The following is a 19800-nucleotide window of genomic DNA, read 5'->3' as shown; positions in this document are numbered from 1 at the left end:
CAATTCCGCCATTTTCGAAACTGGCACGACAGATGCAATGCTTGAGGCAACCCGCCGAATAGCGGAACCAGCCATCCTTAAAGGGGACCCACCATGTTCAACACCACCATCGCCCGCACCGTCGTCGCCGCCCTCTGCACCATCGTCGCCAGCGCAACCTGCGTCATCGGTGCGGTTGGACCTGCGACCGCAACCAACATGACGCCTATCGCGGCAACCACCGCAATCGTGGCATAAGACCCCGACGGCTCGCCAAGAGCCTCGGGCCGACCCCTGGAGTAGGATTTACATGGGCATCTTTTCCCGCACCCGCGACATCGTCGCCGCCAACTTCGCCGATCTCATCGAGAAGGCCGAAGATCCGTCGAAGATGATCCGCATGATCATCCTGGAGATGGAGGAAACGCTGGTCGAGGTTCGCGCCTCCGCTGCGCGCACCATCGCCGACCAGAAGGAGATGCGCCGCCATATCTCGAAGCTGGAGCAGCTTCAGGACAACTGGACCGAGAAGGCCGAACTTGCGCTGAGCAAGGACCGCGAGGATCTTGCCAAGGCAGCCCTGGTCGAGCGTCAGAAGGCGTTCGACATGGCCGAGCAGTTGAAGGCCGAGGTCGGCGTGCTCGACGATGCTCTCCGGGCGTCCGAAGAGGACATCGCCAAGCTCCAGACAAAGCTCCGCGAGGCGCGCACCAAGCAGAACGCGGTGCAGACCCGGCTCGAGAGCGCGAACAACCGCACCCGGCTGCGCGAGATGTACAACGGTCCGAAGACGCACGAGGCATTCAGCCGGTTCGACGTTCTCGACCGCCGCGTCGACGAGGCCGAGGGCCGCGCGGATGCGATGGGGCTCGGAGTCGTGAAGTCGCTCGAAGAGGAAATCGCCGAACTGCGCAGCGACGACAAGGTCAACGCCCAGCTCGCCGCGCTCAAGGCGCGCATGAAGAAGGACGATTGAGATGGATGACCTGACCCCCGTTCTCGTCTGCGCCGTGCTCTTCATCGGGCTGCCGTGGGTGATCCTGCACTACATCACAAAGTGGAAGCAGGCGCCGCGGATCACGGAGGAAGACGAAAAGCTGCTCGACGAGATGCAGGCCTTGGCCCGCCGCCTCGAAGACCGCGTGATGACCGTCGAACGGATCATCGCCGCCGACAATCCCGACTGGAAGCCGGGTCTTGGCACCACGCAATCGCCGTATCTGTCGGACCATCAGTCCGACCGCACTTCTGATCGGAGGAACTGAGATGTCCGGCAGCCGCACACAGTTTTACCTCGATAAGCAGAACGCCAAGTGGAAGGGCGTCTGCGCCGGGATCGCCGACTACACCGGCGTCGACGCGCTCTTCGTCCGGGTCGGGATGGTCGTCCTGACGCTTGCCGGGGGCTTTCCCTGGACGCTGCTGGCCTATTGGATGGTCGCCTGGATGGGCCATGCCAAACCGATCGGCCTGTACGAGACGCCGGACGACGCGAAGTTCTGGCAGGGCGTCCGCTCGAACCCGAAGCGCTCGACAGCCGAGGTCCGCAGCAAGTTCCGCGACATCGACCGCCGCTTGGCCGACATCGAGACGCATTACACCAGCCGCTCAAGCAACAGCCTTGCGGCAGAGATCGACAGCCTGCGCTGAGACGCGGCGTCGATCCAAAAGGGGAAAATACCATGCCACCGGAAGCAGCACTCACACTGGGTATCATACTTGGCACGCTGGCAACGCTGACGATCCAGGCATTTGGTCGGCGCAAGGCGCGGATCGCGTTCAAGGCCGCGAACCGGGATGCGGAACGCAGCATCGCGCTGCTCGACAGCGAGAATGCGCGCCGCACCGGCCAGATCGACCGCTTGCAGGAGCGGATCCAGGTCCTCGAACGGATCACCACCGATCCCGCCGAGCGCACCGCCCGCGAAATCGAGGCGCTTCGCCTCCAGCCGAACTGAAGGGATACTGCAATGGATTGGGGTTTGATCATACCGGTCGTGGCAATTTCGATCGGACCGGTTGCCTGGGTTGCGAACAACTGGGTCCGCGCAAAGCATGGCTTCGAGCCAGAAGCGCGCCGCCGCAGGCGCGGGCGGGACGGCGATGTCGACGGTGAGCGCCAGGTATTGCTGCTCAGCAACGAGAACGAGCGCCTGACCGGGCAAGTTTCCCGCCTCGAGGAACGGATCGCGGTCCTCGAGCGCATCGCCACCGATCCCGCCGAGCGTACCGCTCGCGAGATCGAAGCACTCCGCGATCGCTGAGGGACATCGGTCATGGACGGATTTACGGTTTTCATGCTTGCCATCGTCTGTGTCGGCGCCCCCGTCACACTCGGGATCGGCAGCGAGATGTTCAAGAGCTGGTTGCGGCACAAGGAGACGATGGCCACCGCGCTGAACGCGCAGACCGCGGAGAAGGCGGCGCAATATGCCGCCCACACCGAACGTCTCGAACAGCGCGTCCGCGTGCTGGAACGGATCGCCACCGACCGCGGCACCGGTGTCGCCGACGAGATTGAACGGCTCCGGGTCGAACCAACCCCATCCCAGGCGATACTGTCACCGACCTCGCCCTCAATCGCGCTGACCGCGCGCACCGCCAGCCTCGCTGAAGGAGAGACACGATGAACCCCTTTTCGATGGTCGTCTGCATCGTGCTGATCGTGATGGCCGCCAAGGTGCTGACCGCGCGCTACCGCGCGATGGGCGACGCCCCGGCCAAGCCGGCCGACAGCATCGATACGCTGCGGCTGCGCGACGAGGTGCAGCAGATGAAGGAGCGTATCCAGGTTCTGGAGCGCGTGATCACCGACAACCACAAGAGCGTCGATCTCGACCGAGAGATCGAACGGCTCCGCGACCGCTAGAGGAGGCGGACATGATCGAACCCAACGTCTATATCACGCTCGCGCTGGCGAGCCTTGCCGGACTGGCGATGGTCGTCGCCGGGGGACTGGCCGGATGGCGCGGCTGGCTCTCGCTGCGACGGATGGAACTGGATCAGATGCATGACGGCCGGATGCCGGTCGCAGTGTCGACCGGATCGCGGATCGAGATCGCGGATTTGAAGGAACGGATCAAGAAACTGGAAGCGATCGCCGCCGGGGTGGATCTTTAGGGCGAGCCTATTGGCTGGTTGACGGACCGCCCCCTTCTTTTACCGTCACCCCAGCGAAAGCTGGGGTCTCATCATAACGGAGAGACCCCAGCTTTCGCTGGGGTGACGGAAATAGGCTTGAGACCATGATCCCAACATGCCCGCGGGACTGTTGCGACCCGACCGTCACCAGAGTAACCGCCCGCACATGGCCAATCTCACCGACATCCGCGAGGAATACGACTTCCTCGAACCCGACGATCGCTACCGCCTGCTGATCGACCTTGGTCGCGAGCTCGAACCGATGCCGGATGCGTTGAAGACGGATGCAACGCTCGTGCGGGGATGTTCGGCGTCGGTATGGGTGTACCCGACCACCACCGACGACGGCCGGTTGCACTTTCTTGCGGACTCGAACGCGGCGATCACCAAGGGGATCATCGCGCTGGTGCTGCTGACGGTGCAGGATCAGGCTCCGGCACAGATCGCCGCGACCGACATCACAGCGGAACTGGCGCCGTTCGATCTGAGCAAGCAGCTGAGTTCGAACCGGACGCAGGGGATTCCGAACATGATCGCGCTGATCCGGGAGACGGCGGAGCGGTTCGCGGGCTGAAACCGTGCCCTCACCCTTCCCACCCGGCAAGCGCCGGCCGGGCCCCTTCCCTCTCCCCTCAGGGGAGAGGGAGAGACGCCGAAGGCGGCGAGGGTGAGGGCACGCTAGGGTGTTCGGTAAGGATCGCGACGACCTCGTCCACATCCGCACCGGCCGGTACCAGCATCCACCGGTCCGGTCGCGCACCGTCGATCATCATCACGGCGTTCTTCGGACACACCCCGAGGCACTTTACCTCGACCACGCCGCGCTCCGCCTTGCGCCCCTTCTTCAGTCCAAGCGCATGGCGCAACAGCTTGGCGAGCGGGGTCCGCCGCTTCTCGCCAAACCCGCCATCCAGTTTTTTCGAACATTTGCCGCAGACCAGCACGCTCCCCTGCCACCGACTGGCAAGAACGCGGATCACGCCGGTTTCCACGTCCGCATGTCCTCGGCCGCCTTCAGAACCTCATAGGCCGCCTGCACGCCCTGAAACCGCTTCGCTGCGTCCTTGTCGTTGGGGCGCACATCAGGATGGTTCGCCTTCGCCATCCGCCGCCACGCCGCGCGCACGTCCTCGAACGTCGCATCGGGCTCGAGATCCAGCACCTCCAGCGCGCGCATCTCGTCACGCGAACGGCTGCCATCGCCAGAGCCGGCCCAGGCGTAATGCTTCGGATCGGTGTAGCCGTCCGCGGTCCGCGTCTCCGCAGCCTCGCGCTCGGCGGCTTCCTCCGCGCTCAGACCTTCGAAGTAATTCCAGCCGCGATTATACTCGCCGGCGTGGTTCATGCAGAAATACCAGCGGTCCGGGCTGTTCGGCGATTTGGGCGCCGGACAGTTGCCGGGCTCGTTGCAGCCATGCCGATCGCACAGCCGCACCGTCACCGCCTCGGTGCTCGCGCCATATTCGCGCCAGCGCGGAAAACCCCAGTCGGAAGATCGTGTCGTGCTTCTCGCCATAGCGCCCCGAGATAGGCGTCCGCGCGGACAACGCAACCATGCGCGGCAAAGCGGTTCAAAACTGGTCGATCCGACAATCTTCTGCGCTGCAACATTCCACCTTGAGTCAGCCACCGTTCATCGATTACTGAACATGAACTATTTGTCATGTGGCATGGATAGATGCGTCCGGGTCGGACGTATTCCCAGCCGACACCTTAGCGACAGGAGCCCTGGTGCCGACTCTCATTCCAAAGCTTACCACGTGGCGCGCGGATCTTCCCGCCTCCGTCGTCGTCGCGCTCGTCGCGCTTCCTTTGTGTCTCGGCGTCGCGCTGGCTTCCGGCGCACCGCTGTTCGCCGGCATCATTTCCGGGATCGTCGGCGGCATCGCGGTCGGCCTGTTCTCGAAATCGCCGTTGTCGGTCAGCGGCCCCGCCGCCGGCCTGACGGTGATCGTGCTGACCGCGATCGAGAGCATGCCGAGTTACCAGATGTTCCTGATGGCGGTCGTGCTCGCCGGCGTGCTGCAGATCTGCTTCTCGCTGACGCGCGCCGGCATCCTCAGCGAGTTCGTGCCGTCGTCCGTGATCACCGGCATGCTCGCGGCGATCGGCCTGATCCTGATCCTCAAGCAGATCCCCCACGCCGTCGGCTTCGACCGCGAGGCCGAGGGCATCTTCGAATTCACCACGGCGAACGGCATCAACACCTTCTCGCGGATCCTCGACAGCCTCAGCGCCGCCGTCACCCCGGGGGCGATCCTGATCGCGTCGGTCAGCCTTGCCTTCCTGTTCTGGTGGGACGGCGCCAAGCCCAAGGACGGCCCGTTGCGGTTCGTCCCCGGTCCGCTTGTGGTCGTGCTGATCGGCATCTTCGGCAACATGCTGCTCGGCGCGGTCAAGCCCGAATGGCAGTTGCAGCCGACCCATCTCGTCCAGGTGCCGATCACGCAGACACTGTCGCAATTCCCGTCGCTGTTCACCTTCCCCGACTTTTCCGGGATCACGATGGGGATCGTCTGGAGCAGCGCCGTGACGCTCGCGATCGTCGCCAGCCTCGAATCGCTGCTGAGCGTCAAGGCGGTCGACGAGATCGACCCGCGCCGCCGCTCGACCGACAAGAACTGGGAACTGATGGCGCAGGGCGGCGGCAACATCATCTCCGGGCTCATCGGCGGCCTGCCCGTCACCTCGGTGATCGTGCGGTCGTCGGCCAACGTCGATGCGAAAGCGGAAAGCAAGCTGTCGACGATGCTGCACGGCTTCTGGCTGCTGGTCAGCGTCGCGCTGATCCCGGCGGTGCTGAACCTGATCCCGCTGTCGGCACTCGCCGCGGTGCTGATCGCGACCGGCTACAAGCTGACCAAGCCCAAGCTGTTCACCGAGCGCTACAAACAGGGCTGGACGCAGTTCATCCCGTTCGTCGTCACGGTCGGCGCGATCCTGTTCACCGACCTGCTCGAAGGCATCGTGATCGGCATCGTCGTCGGCTTCGTCTTCGTCATCGCGCGCAATTTTCGCACCGCGATCACGTTTGCCTGCGACGACGGCGACTGCCTCGTCCGCGCGCGTCGCAACCTGTATTTCATCCATAAATACGAGTTGCAGCAGTCGCTCAACCGGGTGCCCGACAACGCCAACGTGCTGATCGACCTGTCGTCGACCAACTATGTCGATCTCGACAACATCGACATCATCAATGCCTTCATCAAGGGCGCCGAATATCGCGGCATCACGGTCAGCCTGCGCGGCGACATCGCCGGCAAGCGCGCCGCCCTGATCAACGCGCCATCGAGCGAGGTTCTTTACACATGAGACGCTACAAACAGCTCCTGCTCGCCAACAAGGCTTGGGTCGCCGAGCACACCGACGAGAACCCGGAATTCTTCAGCCGCCAGACCGTCGGCCAGAAGCCCGAGTTCCTGTGGATCGGCTGTTCCGACAGCCGCGTGTCGCCGGAACAGATGACGATGACGCAGCCCGGCGGCATGTTCATCCACCGCAACATCGCGAACCTGGTCAACGATCACGACCTCAACCTGATGTCGGTGCTGCAATATGCCGTCGACGTGCTGAAGGTGAAGCACGTCATCGTCTGCGGTCATCACGGCTGCGGCGGGATCAAGGGCACGCTGCACGGCGGCACCGAGGGGCCGGTCGACCAGTGGCTCGACACCGCGCGCGAGGTGCTGCGCGATCACCGTGACGAGATCGATGCGCAGCCGACCGACGAAGCCAAGGTCAACCGCTTCGTCGAGGTGAACGTCCGCGACCAGCTCGTCCGGCTCGCGCGCACGAAGACGGTCCAGGACGCGTTTGCCAACGGCCAGGAGCTGGCGCTGCACGGCTGGGTCTACGACATGCGCGACGGCCACATCAAACCGCTGATGGAGATCGCTTCGGATACGGTGCTCGAAGAGATCGGCCGGCCGGAGAAGGTGCTGGTGTAGCGCCGTTGCCTTGGTCCCTCGGTCCCAGTCGACCAACCGGATCGGCCCGATCCGGTTGGTCAAATTGTCAAGCGTCACTGGGGAATCTTGAAACTCACTCGCTGCGTCGTCGCTCCGCAACCGAGACCGCCATCGGGGCGGTAGGTCTTGGCGAACTTGGCGTTGCCGAAGAACTTCGTCCCCGCTTCCGAGAAGATGAACGGCGGATAGCTTAGCAAGGCGCGCTGGTTGACCACCGTCCCATCGGCACCGACATCGTATTGCACCTGGGTCCAGCCCTCGAACCCCCAGCGTAGTGCCTCCATCGGAAACGCTTCCGCTCCCGGCGTGGACACCAACTTGGGCGGAGCGTCCATGATCGCGCATTGGTTGGCCGTCAGCCCGCTCGACGCGAACGTCGCGCGCGCGGCGTCGATCTGACCGTTGCGCTCTTCGATCGAGGCGATCCGGATCAGCGCGCCGACCCGCAACGGATCGTTCGGATTCAACGCCTTGTCGTCGGCAACCTGTCGCAGAACGACGATCGAATAATCGTTATTGGCCGATTTCCGGCTCCGGGCAACGGCGCCGTCCACCATCATCAGCCGGATTGCGGCACGCGCCTGCGGATCGTTCGCGTAGACGGGTTCGGACAGCATAGGTGCCAATATCCGCTCGTAAGCGCCAGGCTTCCAGACGTCGGCGACCGCGTTGATGCGCGCCGGCAGATCGAACGTCAGCCGTGCGCTTGCGGGCGCCGTATTGGCGGTTGCGATCGGCAGCCCCTGCGCATAGAGCGCCGCCCGTTCCTCACGCGACACGGTGGGATTGCTTGCAAGCCGATAGATCGCCGCCAACGTCCGCATGCTCGTGGGTGACCCAGTCATGGCCGTGGCAAGCTCCGCGCGCTGTACCGCCAGCGCGGCGGCGAGTGCACCAACGGGTTTGGCCGGAACCACAACGCCTCTGCTCTCCAGCCACTGTTCGAACTCGCCGTCCAGTCCATCGCTGATCGAGGGGCGTTCGAACGCCGTCGAACAGCGCATCTCGACGCGCACGTTATAGCGATAGAAGGCCGGGATCGCCTGAACCTTCTCGGCCGGCCAGGACCAACCCTTCACCGCCCGCGCGAACTCCAGCGCCACCTTGCCGCCGCCCGCCGCATAGACCGGCTTGGCTTGGGCGATGCTCCCGTCCGGGGCGATGGTGAACTCGACGACCGCAACGTCTTTCGGCTTGAGTTCGGCATCGCCGCCGCAGTCGGGCGACCGCATCTCGGCGGCCGGATCGAACGAGCCCTTCACCATGCGCCCGGCGCCGGTGTACGCCATATAGCGTCGCGCTTCGTCGGCATCTCCGCCGAGAAGATACGCGATCGCCGCGTCGGATCGCGCCGCGGCATCGGTCGTGCTGATCATCTTGCTTTCCATGCCGCCGAGCAGCCTCACAGCCTGCAGTGCACTCGACCGCGCGCCCGGGATATCACCGGTATTGAGAAGCAGCAGGGTACGCTGTCGGGCAAAACTCGCCGTGACGGCCTTGTCGAGTTTCGTGGCCTTTATCACCGCGTCGCTGCGCCCCAGTGTCGCGGCGGCCGCGGCTGGATCGACGAAGGTCTGTACCGCCACCAACGATAGCATCGCGCCGAGTTTGTCGGGGACCGCGACGGCGCCCGCTTCGGCCTTTTGAAACGCGATGACCGCCCCAGCATAATCGAGCGTGTCGGTCGCGACCTGGCCGATGACCAGATAGGCGCGTGTGCGATCCTCCGACAGCGTCGGATCACTGGCGGGCAGCAGCGCGAGCCCAGCCTGCGCGGCTCTGACCGCCTCGTCTGCCCGATCGAGCGCGAACAGCGTCGGGGCCTTGCGAATCAGGACGATGCCCCGGCTCCGCGATCCAGGTTTCGTCCTCGCTTCGAGCTTTTCCCAGGCTGCAAGCGACACCGCATGATCGCCTTTCGAGTCCAGCGCCGCGGCGGCGTCGAAATCCTGCTGTACGGTCGTAGCGGGCACCTGCGCCACCACCCGAACTGCCGCTGCGGACACGGCTACCATGCCCGCGGCCAGCAAACCGACCCTGTTGATACGCATTACTTCCCCCGGCGTGATTTGCCGGCAGTCTGCAATGGTTCGCGGAAGGATGCCAGAGGGTCTGTAAGCCGGGTTCTGTCCATTTCCGATCCTTCGATACGGAAGTTAGGCGACCATTCCTCTAGGACGACGGTTGCCCGCCGCCTCAAGCAATCAACCCGGGTGACGAGCTGAAACGAAGCCCATGTGCCACCCCTATTCGATCTTGCTCCCGGTGGGGTTTGCCGTGCCGCCCCTGTTACCAGGCGCGCGGTGCGCTCTTACCGCACCCTTTCACTCTGACCGCCCCGACCAAGGCCGAGGGTTGGCCGTCTGCTCTCTGTGGCACTTTCCCTGAGGTCACCCTCGCCGGGCGTTACCCGGCACCGTCGTTTCGCGGAGCCCGGACTTTCCTCGCGGATGCCATTACGACATCCCCGCGGCCGCCCGACCCTCTGGCGAAGCGGTCTCTAGTCGTCGCCCATCGGTTTGGGAAGCAGCAACGCGAGAAGAATGCAGCGGCATTCGGCATCGACCTCGCCGTCGACCAGTTCGGGTCGGAACCGCCGCTGGAACGCCATGGTCGCGGCCATCCGGTTCTCCACGTCGTAGCCGAAGCGTTCGAGCGCGAGGCAGAAGCCGCCTTCGGTCCAGCCCGGGTCCATCAAATTCTTGGTCGGACGTGGCAGTGCTAGCCGACGCCGCGCCAGTTCATGCCAGGGAAACAGCTCGCCGGGATCACGTTTGCGGACCGGCGCGATGTCGGAGTGGCCAACGATGTTGCCGCGCGTGATCTCGTACCGATCCTTGATCTCGGCGACCAGCGGCAGCAGCGCGGCGATCTGTTCGGGCGGGAACGGCCGATAGCCGAACTCGTGCCCCGGATTGACGATCTCGATGCCGATGCTGGCCGAGTTCACATCGTCGATATCACGCCAGTGCGACTGGCCGGCGTGCCAGGCACGCTTGTCCTCCGCGACCATCCGCACGACCGTCCCGTCCTCATCGATCAGGTAATGCGACGAGACCTTCGCCTCGGGATCGCGCAGCCGCGCTATTGCCGACGCGCCGTCCTTCATCCCGGTATAATGCAGCACGATCATCGTGATGGGCAGCGTGCGGTCGTCGAAATTCGGTGACGGCGTCTCGATGATCTTCAAGAAAGCTTCCCCCCGAGCCACTCGGCTCATCTTGCTTCGATGCCGCGCCGCGATCGCGATGATCGCGACAGGACGTCCGTCGGCGTTCCCATCCGTCCGCAGCAATAGCGGCAACGTGCGGTCGACGTAATAGGGTTAAGACCGGCGTTGGCTGCCATTTCGCCGGGGCTGCGTGGCTGATCGCGCGTCAAACGGCGGATCGACGGGACCTCGACCTTGCCGCGCGCCGGCCGACCCGCCCGACCTGGTCACTGCGCCCCCCGGCCCTTGCGCCTTGCCCCTTGCCCCTTGCCCTTGCACGGCATCCGCGCGAAAGCCGCGGAAAGGGAGTTGCAATGTCCGTAATGTCAGATCGCTGGATCCGCGAGCGCGCGCTGGGCGATGCGATGATCGAACCGTTCCACGAAGCGCAGCGTCGCGATGGCTGCATCTCCTACGGCCTGTCGTCCTACGGATACGACGCACGCGTCGCCGACGAGTTCAAGATCTTCACCAACGTCGACAGCGCGATCGTCGACCCGAAGGACTTCGCCGCCAACAGCTTCGTCGATCGCAAGACCGACGTCTGTATCATTCCGCCGAACAGCTTCGCGCTCGCCCGGACCGTCGAGTATTTCCGCGTCCCCCGCGACGTGCTCGTGATCTGTCTCGGCAAGTCGACCTATGCGCGCTGCGGGATCATCGTTAACGTGACGCCGCTGGAGCCCGAATGGGAGGGCCACGTGACGCTGGAATTCTCGAACACCACGCCGCTCCCTGCCAAGATCTATGCCAACGAAGGCGCGTGCCAGTTCCTGTTCCTGAAGGGCAACGAGCCCTGCGAAGTGAGCTACAAGGACCGGGCGGGGAAATATATGGGTCAGCGCGGCGTGACGTTGCCGCGGCTTTAGGTTGGCGTTGCGCGGCGCTGACCGATCGCTCCCGGTCAGTCGCGCTATCTGAAACGCCATCTGGGCGCCGTTATGGACCGCGCGGTTCCGTTTCCTCGAACACGGATCGGGCTTCAATCGTGCGAAGTGCCGCACGCCTCCGGACAGCGACGAACCCCGAGCGGCCACAATCGTGACCAGATCGGCGCGCCTTACTGCGTGCTCGTCTTAAGGTCGCATCGCAGGCGCAGGAGGAACAGTAGCGAGTCAGCGGTCCTCGGCAGCGTCTCTTGCAAAGCCAATAGGCCGCGTATCTCCGGGACTCGACACCCCCGAACATCCGACGCCTCGGCATTGCGGGTCTCGGCATCGTGGGCACGCACGTTCAGGCATGACACGCCGAGGAAGCCGGCAGTCCATTCCAACCGGCCGATACTCATGGTCGGCGTTCGCCCCTGTCCCGCGACAACGGTGACACCGGCCGGACTGCCGCTGCCGGAGGTAACCAAGCAGCGCGTCCTACCCGACCGAGTCTCCCCCGGCTTGCGTTCAGCGAGTCGCGATCTGCGGCGCGCGCTGTCCCAGAGCGCGGTTCGCCAGATCATGCGACGAGATCACGGCACCCGAGGGCAGGTCCATCGCGACCGCCGGCCGGTCCAGTACCGCTGCGTACAGCGCCCGTGCTTCCGGCTCGCGCCCGGTGCGGTGATACACCGACGCCAGATTGAGCATCAATTCAGGGCGTTGCGGAAAGATTCGACGCTCGGCGACGATGCGCCGTTCGGCCGTCGAGAGGTCACCCGCAGCGATCGCCCTGTAGCCGGTTCGATCGACCGACGCCGACGGGTTCGCCAATGCCGGCGTCGCTGCACCGAGGGTTGCGAGAACGAACAGGACGGTCTTGCGCATCATCCATCTCCACTGACCTTCGCGTATCCGAAGGTTTCATTTTTGTGACACCGGTGTGTCACTTCGATGACTGTCATACAAGTACATCGATCAAGTGCAGATGCAGCGAGGTGACCCTTCGCGTGGGCTTGTCGTGGCGGCGGCAAATGCTCAGCACCCCCCCCCCCTGCAGCGCGCGCAAAAAAAGGGCGGTCCCGGAGGACCGCCCTTTGGACGTTCGATACTGTACGCGTTCGACTTAGAAGTCGTTGCGATACTGCTCGTTGCCGATGAAGCCGAGCTTGGTGATCGCGGACCGCTTGATGACGGCCAGCGTGCGATCGACCACTTCATACTTCGACTGCGGATCGGGCTGGAAGTGGAGTTCAGGCTCGGGCGTCATGCCCGCCGACTGATCCAGATACTGACGCAGCGTAACTTCGTCGACCGGCGAACCGTTCCACGCGACAACACCGGCGGCATCGATCGAGATCTTGTTCTTCTGGGGATCGACCGGGTTCTGCGGCTGGTTCTTGCTGTTGACCGGAAGGTCGACCTTCACCGCGTGCGTCTGGATGGGGATCGTGATGATGAACATGATGAGGAGAACGAGCAGGACGTCGATCAACGGCGTCATGTTCATTTCCATCATCGGCGAGCCATCTTCTTTGCCGCCGCTCATTGCCATTCTATGCTACTCCTAAATACGTCCGAGCGATCATCAGCGTTCGGTGGTGCCGCCTGGAGGCGGTTCAGAGATGAAGCCAACGCGAGCGAACCCGGCCTGCTGCATCGTATAGATCGTGGCGCCGATGCAGCGATACGGTGCGTTCACGTCGCCCCGGATATGCGCCTCGGGCAGTTCGAGACCAGCGGCATTGACGCCGCCCTGACGCGCGATCTCCGCCTTCAGCTTGTCGACGGCCCGCTGCAGCAACTCTTCATGCGTTACCGGCGAAAGGCCCCAGTACACCTGGCACTGGTTATTGGCCGACGTCACCGACAGCGAGACGTTCTCGGGCTTGGTCATCGTCGGATCGAAGCGAACATCCGGCAGCTTCAGCTGCACAGCCTGGACCGCGACGGTCGTCGTCACCAGGAAGATGATCAGGAGCACGAGCATGACGTCGACCAGCGGCGTCGTATTGATGTCCGATATCGAACTCTCGGTGGAATCGCCACCAACACTCATCGCCATGTGCGAACTATCCTATCCATTTAATCGCCACCGGAACCGCCGGCGGCAATGAAGCGGGGCTGCTGCGGACAGCAGGCCCCGCCTTTCGCGTCTTAGTTGGCGCGCGGTACGCCACCGGTCTGGCCGGCAGTCGTGGTCGTCGTGACAGGCTTGGCCGGCACTGGCTTGGCGCCCGATGCCATCGACGGGCGCACGGCACCGTTCGAAGCGAGGAAGCCCAGCACGTCGTTCGAGAAGGCCGACAGGTCTTCCGAGATCGACTTGTTGCGGCGCTGCAGCCAGTTGTACGACAGCACGGCGGGAACCGCGACGACCAGACCAAGTGCGGTCATGATCAGTGCTTCACCGACCGGCCCTGCGACCTTGTCGATCGATGCCTGACCCGACGCACCGATCTTCACGAGCGCGCGGTAGATGCCGATAACCGTACCGAACAGACCGATGAACGGCGAAACCGAACCGACCGTCGCGAGGAAGGCGAGACCGCCACCCAGCTTCGAGTTGATCGCGGCTTCCGAACGCGCCAGCGAGCCGTGCAGCCAGTCATGCGCTTCGACCGGATCGGTCAGCTTCGAATGCTGCTCCTGAGCGGCCAGGCCGTCGTCGACGATCTGCTTGTAGGCCGAGTTCTTGTCGAGCTTGGCCGAGCCTTCGCGCAGGTTGTTCGACGACCAGAAGGCCTGACGGACGCGCTTGCCCTGACCAATGATCTTCTGCTGCTCGAACAGCTTCGAGAACAGGATGTAGAACGACACGACCGACATCAGCACCAGGATGCCGAACACAGTCTGTGAGATCAGGCCGCCTTCGCGGAGTGCGGCCTGCAGGCCGTACGGGTTGGCGTCAGGAGCGGCGGCCCCGGCCGCTGCAAGAATGGTGGTGATCATGTTCGGTTAGTCCTCTGACTATAGTCTATGTCTGAAATGAAAAGTGCAGCGCTTAAACTGACCCGATTACTGGGGCGGGATCTTCCACGTCACACGACGCGACGAGCTCGACCGGATCGGGTTACCCGCCTGATCCATCGCCGGTGAATACCGTCCACGCCGGGTGATCGAGGCGCAAGCCGCACGATCCAGCGCGGAAGATCCGCTCGACGACGTCACGTGACAATTTTCCACGCGACCCTGGGTGTTGATGTCCCAGGCAATCCCGACGGTGCCTTCTTCCTCGGCACGCAGCGAGCTCGGCGGATAATCGTCCGTCGAGACCCAATCGGCCGGGTTGCCCTTTGCACCGGCCGCCTTCGAGACGACTGGAGGTGCAGGAGGCGATGGCGCGACCGCCGGTGAAGGCGGCGACGGCGGGGCCGTCGGCTGGAACCGCGGAATGATGCTCGACGTCGTCAGCGCGGGCGCTGGCTGCGGCGTTACAACGACCGGCGGCGGCGTCACGACCGTGGTCGGTGGCGGCGGCAGGTTTGGCTGGTCAGGTGGCGGCGGCGGGGGCTCGTCGGGCGGAGGCGGCGGCGGTGGCGGCTCCACGTCGAACGTCGTCATCTTTTCCTGGGCCTTTTTCACGTACTGGTACGCAAGGCCAGTGACGAAAGCATAGCCCAAGGCCGCATGAATCAGCGCGACGATCACGATCGCGACGATTTTGCCTCCGGACATCTTCTGGTCAGTATAGGCCATTCAGAAACGACACTCCCTTAATCTGCCTGCTCCGTACGCACGTATCCGCACTGGGTACGCGACACATACGTCTGCCGTTGGCCGGAATAACCACGGGGCAGTGTCCAAGTCCTATCGCCACGTCATGCGACACGCAAACGCTTTGTCAGACGCAACAAACGTACAAGCGCGCCATGACAGAATTATTTCTGTATCGTTCAGCTTCGATCGCGTAGCCCGGCGCGATGAAACTCGCGCTTTCCATGACCGTCGCGCTGGCTGCAATCCTGGCGCCGGCCCTACCTGCCCTCGCCCTTCAATCGGAGAGACCCGAGGCTACCCCGACCGCGCGGGACGCCGCCGGATCGCTTCCGGTCGGTCGTCCTGCCGCGGCCGCCGGTCCGGGCTACGCCGACATGGCCGATCTCGTGCTGTCCGCGCCGGTAATCGCCGACGCTACGATTCGCTCGACGACCCGGATCAAGCCAGCCGAAGCGCCCAACCTGGCGCCCGGGCTCGTACGCTTATACGTCGAGGTCGACGTGACCGCGCTGGTCCGCGGCGCCGGCGGCCTCGCACCGCGAATCGGTTATCTGCTTGACGTCGCCCCCGATTCGCGTGGCCGCATACCCAAATTCAAGAAGGCGCGCGTGCTGCTGTTCGCGCGCGTCGTCGCGGGCGCCGCCGGCCAGGTCCAGCTCGTCGCGCCCGACGCGCAGCTGGAATGGACACCGGGTTCGGACGCGCTGGTGCGGCAGATCGCGCAGGCTGCGCTGGCGACCGACGCACCGCCGGTGATTACGGGCGTCGGCAATGCGTTCCACGTCGCCGGCGCGTTGCCGGGCGAAGGCGAAACCCAGATATTCCTGACGACGTCGGACCAGCGCCCGGTTTCGCTGTCGATCCTCCGCCGTCCTGGTGAACAGCCGCGCTGGGCGGTCGCGCTCAGCGAGATCGTCGACGAGGCCGCGACGCCGCCCGCGCCGGACACGCTGCTATGGTACCGGATGGCGTGCGCGCTTCCCCGTACGCTCCCTGAGCATAGCACCGCCGCGGTCGATCCTGCCGATGCCGGGATCGCGCGGGAAGACTATGCGTTCGTCCTGAATGCGCTCGGCCCCTGCGGGCGGACGCGCAAGGTTTAGGCGAGGTCGAGTATCTGCCCGGTCGTGGACCGGGCCTGTTCGAGAAAGACTATGGCGGCGTCGACGTTAGTCGCGCTGGCATTCTCGTGCACGAAGACCGCGTTGAGCCGACGATGGGGCGCGCATTCGATGGCCAGCGGGCCGATCGCCGCGCGGGCCAGCGCGGTCGCCAGACCGTCCGCCAGAGGTGGAACGACGACGACGACCGACTCGGTATCCGTACCGCGGACCATTGCAACGATGTCGTCGCCCGGTTGAAGCGTCAGGCGCATGCCGTCAGCGGCGGTGACGGACGAGCGTGATGCCGATCGATTCGCCGGCCTCCGCGATCGCCAGTTTCACGATCTTCACTTTCACGCGCAGCACGCGGGCATCCTGCAGGAACAGCGTCTCGCAGATATGGTCTGCAACCCCCTCGATCAGCGTGAAATGCACGCCCGGTGGCAGCGCCGTCGTCGCCGCGTTCTTCAGGTCGAGATAATTCTTCGACGCCGACAGCGGCGTGTCCGGCGCGAAACGCCTGGGGCATACCATGTCGATGGTGAGCGATATCCGCAGCGGCTGCGGAAGGTGCGTCTCTTCCGAATAGATGCCGGTCAGGACCTGCACTTCGAGATCATGCACTTCGAGTTGGAGACTGTCTTCCATCCACGCGCCTCTAGCAGACGAGCGACGAGAAGGAAGGCGAAGTCCGTCCGGCGCCGTCATTCCGGTCCCGGCATCGGCAGTCTCACCTCACGCGGCAACGCTCCGGCGTTCGATGCTTGCGTTCCAGCGGGTCGAGGGTAAAGCGCGCAGCCCCCTACATCCAAGCGCGCCGCGCCCGGGGCAGGAGATGCCGGTGATCAAGCTCGTCCCTCTCGACACGATCGATGCGACCCTGGTCGAGACGTTACTCGATTCGGCGTTCGGTCCCGGGCGGTTTCAACGGACCGCCTACACCATCCGCGGACGGAGCGGATCGATCGCAGCGCTCAGCTTCGCCGCGGTCGAGGACGGCATCCTGGTCGGGTCGATCCAGTGCTGGCCGATCGCGCTGATCGGCGACGACGGCGAGGTCCCGCTCGTGATGCTCGGACCGGTCGCGGTCGAACCCGCCCATCAGGGTGACGGCATTGGCCGCAGCCTGATGACCCGCGCGCTCGATGCCGCCGCGACCGAACATCTCGACGATGCGCTCATGTTGATCGGGGATCCCGACTATTATGGCCGTTTCTTCGACTTCACGGCCGAGCGTACCGGACGGTGGCAGGCCCCCGGTCCGGTCGAGCGTCACCGCTTGCTCGCACGTGGTCGCGCGGTTCCGGATACCGGCGGCATGCTCGGACCGCGCGCGCCTGTGGCTGCGCAACTGACCGCGTCGGCGTAAACCGCGGCTTTACCTCGCCGCCCTGCCCGCCTAGTCCGCCGCGATGCCCATGGATCCCATCGCCGACATCGCCTCGCTCAGCCTGGCAGAGATCGCCAAGCTGGTCGAGGAGGCCAAGCTGCCGCCCGTCGAGAAGTGGAACCCCACGCATTGCGGCGACAGCGAGATGCGCATCGCGCGCGACGGTACCTGGTATCACCAGGGTTCGCCGATCGGCCGCCCGGCGATGGTGCGGCTGTTCTCGACGATCCTGCGGCGCGAACCGGATGGCAGCCATGTCCTGGTCACGCCGGTCGAAAAGCTCGACATCGTCGTCGAGGACGCACCGTTCATCGCCGTCGAGATGAAGGCCGACGGCGCCGGGCCCGAGTCCAAGCTCGCCTTCCGGCTCAATACCGGCGACCTCGTCACCGCGGGACCCGAGCATCCACTGCGTTTCGTACCGGATCCGACCGACGCCGAAGGTGGACCCCGTCCCTATCTCGCGGTGCGCGGCGGCATGGAAGCGCTGGTCGCGCGGTCGGTCTATTACGAACTCGCAGAGCGGGCGCTTGCCGACGGCGCGACACCGCCCGGCATCTGGAGCGATGGCGCGTTCTTTCCCCTGGAAGCATCGGCGTGACGCTTGCCAAACGGCTGACGGCTGCGTTGGCGATGGGCGCAGGCTCGCACATGGTTCTGCTTACGGGCGACCAGCAGGACCGCGACCTGGCGCCGACCGATACCGTGCTGCCTGCCGCCGTCCTGATCGCCGTCACCGATCGCGCCGATCCCGGCGTCATCCTCACGCAGCGTACCGAGACCATGAGCCGGCACCCCGGCCAGATCGCGTTTCCGGGCGGCCGGATCGACCCGGGCGAGGACGTCGTGACCGCCGCCCTGCGCGAAGCCGAAGAAGAGATCGCCCTCCCCCGCGAGCGGGTGACGGTGATCGGCGAGGCCGACGGCTATCGTACCATCACCGGCTTCCAGGTGACGCCGGTGATCGGCGTCATCCCGCCCGACCTGGTATTCAGTCGAAGCGAAGCCGAGGTCGCCAGCGTGTTCGAGGTGCCGCTCGCATTCCTGCTCGATACCGCGAACCACGTCGAGGCGACGGTGGAGTGGCAAGGCCATGACCGGCATTATTACGAAATCATGTGGGACGACCGCCGCATCTGGGGTGCGACCGCGGCGATGATCGTCAACCTTGCGCGCCGGCTGCGCTGGTCATGACGACCAGTCGAGACGCACTGCAGGCCACCGACGTCATGATCCTGCCGGACGCTGCCTGGCGCGCGCGCGCGGGACTCGACGCGCTCGCCACGGTGCTCGGGGCTGCCGATGGAGACTCGCGCTTCGTCGGCGGCGCGGTGCGCGACACGTTGCTTGGTATGGACGTTGCCGATATCGACATCGCGACCCGCCTGCCGCCGCAGGAGGTGATCGAACGGCTTCAGGATGCGCGCATCAAGGCCGTTCCGACCGGCCTGGCGCATGGCACCATCACCGCCGTCACCCCTGGCGGGCCGGTCGAGGTGACGACGCTGCGCCGCGACGTCTCGACGGACGGGCGTCACGCGATCATCGCCTATACCGACGATTGGCGCGAGGACGCCGCCCGCCGCGACTTCACGATGAACGCGCTCTATGCCGACCCGGTCACCGGCGAGATCGTCGATTATTTCAACGGGCTCGACGATCTCGCGGCGCGTCGCGTCCGCTTCATCGGCGATCCGTTGCGACGCATCGCCGAAGATCATCTGCGGATCCTGCGGTTCTTCCGCTTCCACGCCCGGTTCGGTCCGCCCGATCAGAACGCGATCGACCAGGCCGGTCTCGATGCCTGCACGACGCGCGCCAACGACCTCATGGCGCTTTCGCGCGAACGCGTGGCCAGCGAAGTCCTGAAGCTGTTGGTGGCCGCCAACGCGGTCCCGGTTGTCGGACTGATGGTCGACCGCGGCATCTTCCGTGCGGTCCTGCCCGAGATCGACGCCGCCGGAACCGCGCGCCTCGCGCTGCTCGCGGACCGGGAAGCAGCCGCCGGCATCCTTCCGGATCCGATCCGGCGGCTCGCCGCGGTGATAGCGCCCGCGGCCGCCGAAGCCGTCGGCGCGCGACTGAAGCTCTCCAACGTCGATCGCAAGCGACTGATCGCGGCGACGGGAGGTCCCGGCGACGAAGGGCCGCTTGCGCTGGCATATCGTGTTGGCCCGGCGAACGCGGTCGACCGCCTGCTCATCGCCGGCGAGGACGTGTCGTCGATCGTCGGTTGGGCCCCCCCCCCCTTTCCGTTCTCCGGCGGCGCGCTGGTGGAGCGCGGTTTGCGCAAGGGCCCGGACGTCGCGGCAATGCTCCGCCAGGTCGAGACCCGGTGGATCGCGGAGGGTTTTCCCGATAAAGCACGGGTCGCGACGATTGCCGATCAGCTGGTGGCCGAGGCCTTACGGTAGGCTGA

29 protein-coding genes and 1 other RNA gene are annotated in these 19800 nt (G+C 65.0%); 18 read left to right on the top strand and 12 right to left on the bottom strand.

What is annotated here, in order from left to right:
* Window positions 1–93: 93 nt before the first annotated feature.
* The 10 genes from SJY41_RS03480 (at window position 94) to SJY41_RS03435 (ending at window position 3694) form a co-directional block, all read left to right on the top strand.
* Window positions 94–237 carry a hypothetical protein gene (locus SJY41_RS03480; RefSeq protein ID WP_168711631.1) on the top strand — a complete coding sequence of 48 codons (144 nt, stop codon included), beginning with the start codon at window positions 94–96 and terminating at the stop codon, window positions 235–237.
* Window positions 238–289: 52 nt separating this feature from the next.
* Window positions 290–955 carry a phage shock protein PspA gene (gene pspA / locus SJY41_RS03475; RefSeq protein WP_380779093.1) on the top strand — a complete coding sequence of 222 codons (666 nt, stop codon included), beginning with the start codon at window positions 290–292 and terminating at the stop codon, window positions 953–955.
* Between the two features lies 1 nt (window position 956).
* The gene (gene pspB / locus SJY41_RS03470; RefSeq protein ID WP_380779091.1) at window positions 957–1244 is read left to right on the top strand and encodes an envelope stress response membrane protein PspB; all 288 of its coding nucleotides are present in this window, start codon (window positions 957–959) and stop codon (window positions 1242–1244) included.
* A gap of 1 nt (window position 1245) precedes the next feature.
* Window positions 1246–1629 carry an envelope stress response membrane protein PspC gene (gene pspC, locus SJY41_RS03465; RefSeq protein WP_056482352.1) on the top strand — a complete coding sequence of 128 codons (384 nt, stop codon included), beginning with the start codon at window positions 1246–1248 and terminating at the stop codon, window positions 1627–1629.
* A gap of 32 nt (window positions 1630–1661) precedes the next feature.
* Window positions 1662–1937, top strand: a complete 276-nt coding sequence (locus SJY41_RS03460) for a hypothetical protein (RefSeq protein ID WP_380779089.1) — start codon at window positions 1662–1664, stop codon at window positions 1935–1937.
* Window positions 1938–1949: 12 nt separating this feature from the next.
* Entirely contained in the window at window positions 1950–2243 is a 294-nt protein-coding gene (locus SJY41_RS03455; RefSeq protein WP_136190430.1) for a hypothetical protein, read from the top strand.
* A 12-nt stretch (window positions 2244–2255) separates the two neighbouring features.
* Window positions 2256–2609 (top strand): hypothetical protein, encoded by a 354-nt coding sequence (locus SJY41_RS03450; RefSeq protein ID WP_380779087.1) that lies wholly within the window; start codon window positions 2256–2258, stop codon window positions 2607–2609.
* Window positions 2606–2848 carry a hypothetical protein gene (locus SJY41_RS03445; RefSeq protein WP_136190431.1) on the top strand — a complete coding sequence of 81 codons (243 nt, stop codon included), beginning with the start codon at window positions 2606–2608 and terminating at the stop codon, window positions 2846–2848. Before SJY41_RS03450 ends, SJY41_RS03445 begins: the two co-directional genes overlap by 4 nt.
* Before the next feature lie 11 nt (window positions 2849–2859).
* On the top strand, window positions 2860–3099 hold the full coding sequence (locus tag SJY41_RS03440; protein WP_380779085.1) for a hypothetical protein: 240 nt from the start codon (window positions 2860–2862) through the stop codon (window positions 3097–3099).
* Window positions 3100–3286: 187 nt separating this feature from the next.
* Complete coding sequence (locus SJY41_RS03435; RefSeq protein ID WP_380779083.1) at window positions 3287–3694, top strand: SufE family protein; 408 nt, start codon at window positions 3287–3289, stop codon at window positions 3692–3694.
* Window positions 3695–3752: 58 nt separating this feature from the next.
* Here SJY41_RS03435 and SJY41_RS03430 read toward each other — a convergent pair whose 3' ends face one another.
* Both SJY41_RS03430 and SJY41_RS03425 read right to left on the bottom strand, forming a co-directional pair.
* Entirely contained in the window at window positions 3753–4100 is a 348-nt protein-coding gene (locus SJY41_RS03430; protein ID WP_380779081.1) for a (2Fe-2S) ferredoxin domain-containing protein, read from the bottom strand.
* On the bottom strand, window positions 4097–4636 hold the full coding sequence (locus SJY41_RS03425; RefSeq protein WP_380779080.1) for a J domain-containing protein: 540 nt from the start codon (window positions 4634–4636) through the stop codon (window positions 4097–4099). Before SJY41_RS03425 ends, SJY41_RS03430 begins: the two co-directional genes overlap by 4 nt.
* Window positions 4637–4851: 215 nt before the next feature.
* Here SJY41_RS03425 and SJY41_RS03420 point away from each other — a divergent pair, with 215 nt between their 5' ends.
* Both SJY41_RS03420 and SJY41_RS03415 read left to right on the top strand, forming a co-directional pair.
* Window positions 4852–6432 carry a SulP family inorganic anion transporter gene (locus tag SJY41_RS03420; protein ID WP_380779078.1) on the top strand — a complete coding sequence of 527 codons (1581 nt, stop codon included), beginning with the start codon at window positions 4852–4854 and terminating at the stop codon, window positions 6430–6432.
* Window positions 6429–7067, top strand: a complete 639-nt coding sequence (locus SJY41_RS03415) for a carbonic anhydrase (protein ID WP_380779077.1) — start codon at window positions 6429–6431, stop codon at window positions 7065–7067. The genes SJY41_RS03420 and SJY41_RS03415 overlap by 4 nt, the downstream gene beginning before the upstream one ends.
* A gap of 74 nt (window positions 7068–7141) precedes the next feature.
* On the opposite strand, the gene SJY41_RS03410 is transcribed toward SJY41_RS03415, so the two are convergent.
* From SJY41_RS03410 to SJY41_RS03400, 3 genes are all read right to left on the bottom strand, one after another.
* Window positions 7142–9139, bottom strand: coding sequence for a hypothetical protein (locus SJY41_RS03410; protein ID WP_380779075.1), 1998 nt, complete (start codon window positions 9137–9139; stop codon window positions 7142–7144).
* Window positions 9140–9187: 48 nt separating this feature from the next.
* Window positions 9188–9577, bottom strand: an RNA gene (rnpB, locus tag SJY41_RS03405) — RNase P RNA component class A.
* Between the two features lie 11 nt (window positions 9578–9588).
* Window positions 9589–10308 (bottom strand): N-acetylmuramoyl-L-alanine amidase, encoded by a 720-nt coding sequence (locus SJY41_RS03400; protein ID WP_380779073.1) that lies wholly within the window; start codon window positions 10306–10308, stop codon window positions 9589–9591.
* A 305-nt stretch (window positions 10309–10613) separates the two neighbouring features.
* Between SJY41_RS03400 and dcd the strand changes: the two genes are divergently transcribed.
* Window positions 10614–11168 carry a dCTP deaminase gene (gene dcd, locus SJY41_RS03395; protein ID WP_093397227.1) on the top strand — a complete coding sequence of 185 codons (555 nt, stop codon included), beginning with the start codon at window positions 10614–10616 and terminating at the stop codon, window positions 11166–11168.
* Between the two features lie 528 nt (window positions 11169–11696).
* On the opposite strand, the gene SJY41_RS03390 is transcribed toward dcd, so the two are convergent.
* The 5 genes from SJY41_RS03390 to SJY41_RS03370 form a co-directional block, all read right to left on the bottom strand.
* Window positions 11697–12056 (bottom strand): tetratricopeptide repeat protein, encoded by a 360-nt coding sequence (locus SJY41_RS03390; protein ID WP_380779071.1) that lies wholly within the window; start codon window positions 12054–12056, stop codon window positions 11697–11699.
* A 238-nt stretch (window positions 12057–12294) separates the two neighbouring features.
* Entirely contained in the window at window positions 12295–12717 is a 423-nt protein-coding gene (locus tag SJY41_RS03385; RefSeq protein ID WP_380779069.1) for an ExbD/TolR family protein, read from the bottom strand.
* 39 nt (window positions 12718–12756) lie between these two features.
* The gene (locus SJY41_RS03380; protein WP_132735542.1) at window positions 12757–13233 is read right to left on the bottom strand and encodes a biopolymer transporter ExbD; all 477 of its coding nucleotides are present in this window, start codon (window positions 13231–13233) and stop codon (window positions 12757–12759) included.
* Between the two features lie 92 nt (window positions 13234–13325).
* Window positions 13326–14120: a MotA/TolQ/ExbB proton channel family protein gene (locus tag SJY41_RS03375; protein ID WP_380779067.1), complete on the bottom strand. Its 795-nt coding sequence runs from the start codon at window positions 14118–14120 to the stop codon at window positions 13326–13328.
* A 66-nt stretch (window positions 14121–14186) separates the two neighbouring features.
* Window positions 14187–14867 carry an energy transducer TonB gene (locus SJY41_RS03370; protein WP_380779065.1) on the bottom strand — a complete coding sequence of 227 codons (681 nt, stop codon included), beginning with the start codon at window positions 14865–14867 and terminating at the stop codon, window positions 14187–14189.
* Window positions 14868–15109: 242 nt separating this feature from the next.
* Here SJY41_RS03370 and SJY41_RS03365 point away from each other — a divergent pair, with 242 nt between their 5' ends.
* Entirely contained in the window at window positions 15110–15991 is an 882-nt protein-coding gene (locus SJY41_RS03365; protein ID WP_380779064.1) for a hypothetical protein, read from the top strand.
* On the opposite strand, the gene SJY41_RS03360 is transcribed toward SJY41_RS03365, so the two are convergent.
* Both SJY41_RS03360 and SJY41_RS03355 read right to left on the bottom strand, forming a co-directional pair.
* Window positions 15988–16263, bottom strand: a complete 276-nt coding sequence (locus SJY41_RS03360) for a Rossmann fold domain-containing protein (RefSeq protein WP_380779062.1) — start codon at window positions 16261–16263, stop codon at window positions 15988–15990. The two genes, SJY41_RS03365 and SJY41_RS03360, sit on opposite strands and share 4 nt — an antisense overlap.
* A gap of 4 nt (window positions 16264–16267) precedes the next feature.
* Window positions 16268–16639 carry a dihydroneopterin aldolase gene (locus tag SJY41_RS03355; RefSeq protein ID WP_380779061.1) on the bottom strand — a complete coding sequence of 124 codons (372 nt, stop codon included), beginning with the start codon at window positions 16637–16639 and terminating at the stop codon, window positions 16268–16270.
* Between the two features lie 193 nt (window positions 16640–16832).
* Here SJY41_RS03355 and SJY41_RS03350 point away from each other — a divergent pair, with 193 nt between their 5' ends.
* Genes SJY41_RS03350 through SJY41_RS03335 form a run of 4 tightly spaced genes read left to right on the top strand, consistent with a single transcriptional unit; the run spans window position 16833 to window position 19795 of the window.
* Complete coding sequence (locus SJY41_RS03350) at window positions 16833–17360, top strand: GNAT family N-acetyltransferase (protein ID WP_380779059.1); 528 nt, start codon at window positions 16833–16835, stop codon at window positions 17358–17360.
* A 43-nt stretch (window positions 17361–17403) separates the two neighbouring features.
* Entirely contained in the window at window positions 17404–17982 is a 579-nt protein-coding gene (locus SJY41_RS03345) for a DUF1285 domain-containing protein (RefSeq protein ID WP_380779057.1), read from the top strand.
* On the top strand, window positions 17979–18575 hold the full coding sequence (locus SJY41_RS03340) for a CoA pyrophosphatase (RefSeq protein WP_380779055.1): 597 nt from the start codon (window positions 17979–17981) through the stop codon (window positions 18573–18575). The genes SJY41_RS03345 and SJY41_RS03340 overlap by 4 nt, the downstream gene beginning before the upstream one ends.
* Window positions 18572–19795: a CCA tRNA nucleotidyltransferase gene (locus SJY41_RS03335; RefSeq protein ID WP_380779053.1), complete on the top strand. Its 1224-nt coding sequence runs from the start codon at window positions 18572–18574 to the stop codon at window positions 19793–19795. The genes SJY41_RS03340 and SJY41_RS03335 overlap by 4 nt, the downstream gene beginning before the upstream one ends.
* Window positions 19796–19800: the final 5 nt, after the last annotated feature.

Origin of the sequence: Sphingomonas sp. R86520, from assembly GCF_042466285.1 — a bacterium.
Classification (GTDB): Bacteria; Pseudomonadota; Alphaproteobacteria; order Sphingomonadales; family Sphingomonadaceae; genus Sphingomonas.
The sequence above is the reverse complement of the archived record's forward strand: the minus strand, read 5'-3'. Positions and strand labels throughout refer to the sequence as shown.

Coding starts and splice junctions, on each gene's coding strand:
- SJY41_RS03355 (WP_380779061.1), bottom strand. CDS start 16,639: ATGGAAGACAGTCTCCAACTCGAAGTGCATGATCTCGAAGTGCAGGTC.
- SJY41_RS03460 (WP_380779089.1), top strand. CDS start 1,662: ATGCCACCGGAAGCAGCACTCACACTGGGTATCATACTTGGCACGCTG.
- SJY41_RS03440 (WP_380779085.1), top strand. CDS start 2,860: ATGATCGAACCCAACGTCTATATCACGCTCGCGCTGGCGAGCCTTGCC.
- SJY41_RS03480 (WP_168711631.1), top strand. CDS start 94: ATGTTCAACACCACCATCGCCCGCACCGTCGTCGCCGCCCTCTGCACC.
- pspA (WP_380779093.1), top strand. CDS start 290: ATGGGCATCTTTTCCCGCACCCGCGACATCGTCGCCGCCAACTTCGCC.
- SJY41_RS03390 (WP_380779071.1), bottom strand. CDS start 12,056: ATGCGCAAGACCGTCCTGTTCGTTCTCGCAACCCTCGGTGCAGCGACG.
- SJY41_RS03380 (WP_132735542.1), bottom strand. CDS start 13,233: ATGGCGATGAGTGTTGGTGGCGATTCCACCGAGAGTTCGATATCGGAC.
- SJY41_RS03445 (WP_136190431.1), top strand. CDS start 2,606: ATGAACCCCTTTTCGATGGTCGTCTGCATCGTGCTGATCGTGATGGCC.
- SJY41_RS03360 (WP_380779062.1), bottom strand. CDS start 16,263: ATGCGCCTGACGCTTCAACCGGGCGACGACATCGTTGCAATGGTCCGC.
- SJY41_RS03425 (WP_380779080.1), bottom strand. CDS start 4,636: ATGGCGAGAAGCACGACACGATCTTCCGACTGGGGTTTTCCGCGCTGG.
- SJY41_RS03375 (WP_380779067.1), bottom strand. CDS start 14,120: ATGATCACCACCATTCTTGCAGCGGCCGGGGCCGCCGCTCCTGACGCC.
- SJY41_RS03345 (WP_380779057.1), top strand. CDS start 17,404: ATGCCCATGGATCCCATCGCCGACATCGCCTCGCTCAGCCTGGCAGAG.
- SJY41_RS03415 (WP_380779077.1), top strand. CDS start 6,429: ATGAGACGCTACAAACAGCTCCTGCTCGCCAACAAGGCTTGGGTCGCC.
- pspC (WP_056482352.1), top strand. CDS start 1,246: ATGTCCGGCAGCCGCACACAGTTTTACCTCGATAAGCAGAACGCCAAG.
- SJY41_RS03365 (WP_380779064.1), top strand. CDS start 15,110: ATGACCGTCGCGCTGGCTGCAATCCTGGCGCCGGCCCTACCTGCCCTC.
- SJY41_RS03385 (WP_380779069.1), bottom strand. CDS start 12,717: ATGAGCGGCGGCAAAGAAGATGGCTCGCCGATGATGGAAATGAACATG.
- dcd (WP_093397227.1), top strand. CDS start 10,614: ATGTCCGTAATGTCAGATCGCTGGATCCGCGAGCGCGCGCTGGGCGAT.
- SJY41_RS03450 (WP_380779087.1), top strand. CDS start 2,256: ATGGACGGATTTACGGTTTTCATGCTTGCCATCGTCTGTGTCGGCGCC.
- SJY41_RS03410 (WP_380779075.1), bottom strand. CDS start 9,139: ATGCGTATCAACAGGGTCGGTTTGCTGGCCGCGGGCATGGTAGCCGTG.
- pspB (WP_380779091.1), top strand. CDS start 957: ATGGATGACCTGACCCCCGTTCTCGTCTGCGCCGTGCTCTTCATCGGG.
- SJY41_RS03435 (WP_380779083.1), top strand. CDS start 3,287: ATGGCCAATCTCACCGACATCCGCGAGGAATACGACTTCCTCGAACCC.
- SJY41_RS03400 (WP_380779073.1), bottom strand. CDS start 10,308: ATGAGCCGAGTGGCTCGGGGGGAAGCTTTCTTGAAGATCATCGAGACG.
- SJY41_RS03370 (WP_380779065.1), bottom strand. CDS start 14,867: ATGGCCTATACTGACCAGAAGATGTCCGGAGGCAAAATCGTCGCGATC.
- SJY41_RS03335 (WP_380779053.1), top strand. CDS start 18,572: ATGACGACCAGTCGAGACGCACTGCAGGCCACCGACGTCATGATCCTG.
- SJY41_RS03455 (WP_136190430.1), top strand. CDS start 1,950: ATGGATTGGGGTTTGATCATACCGGTCGTGGCAATTTCGATCGGACCG.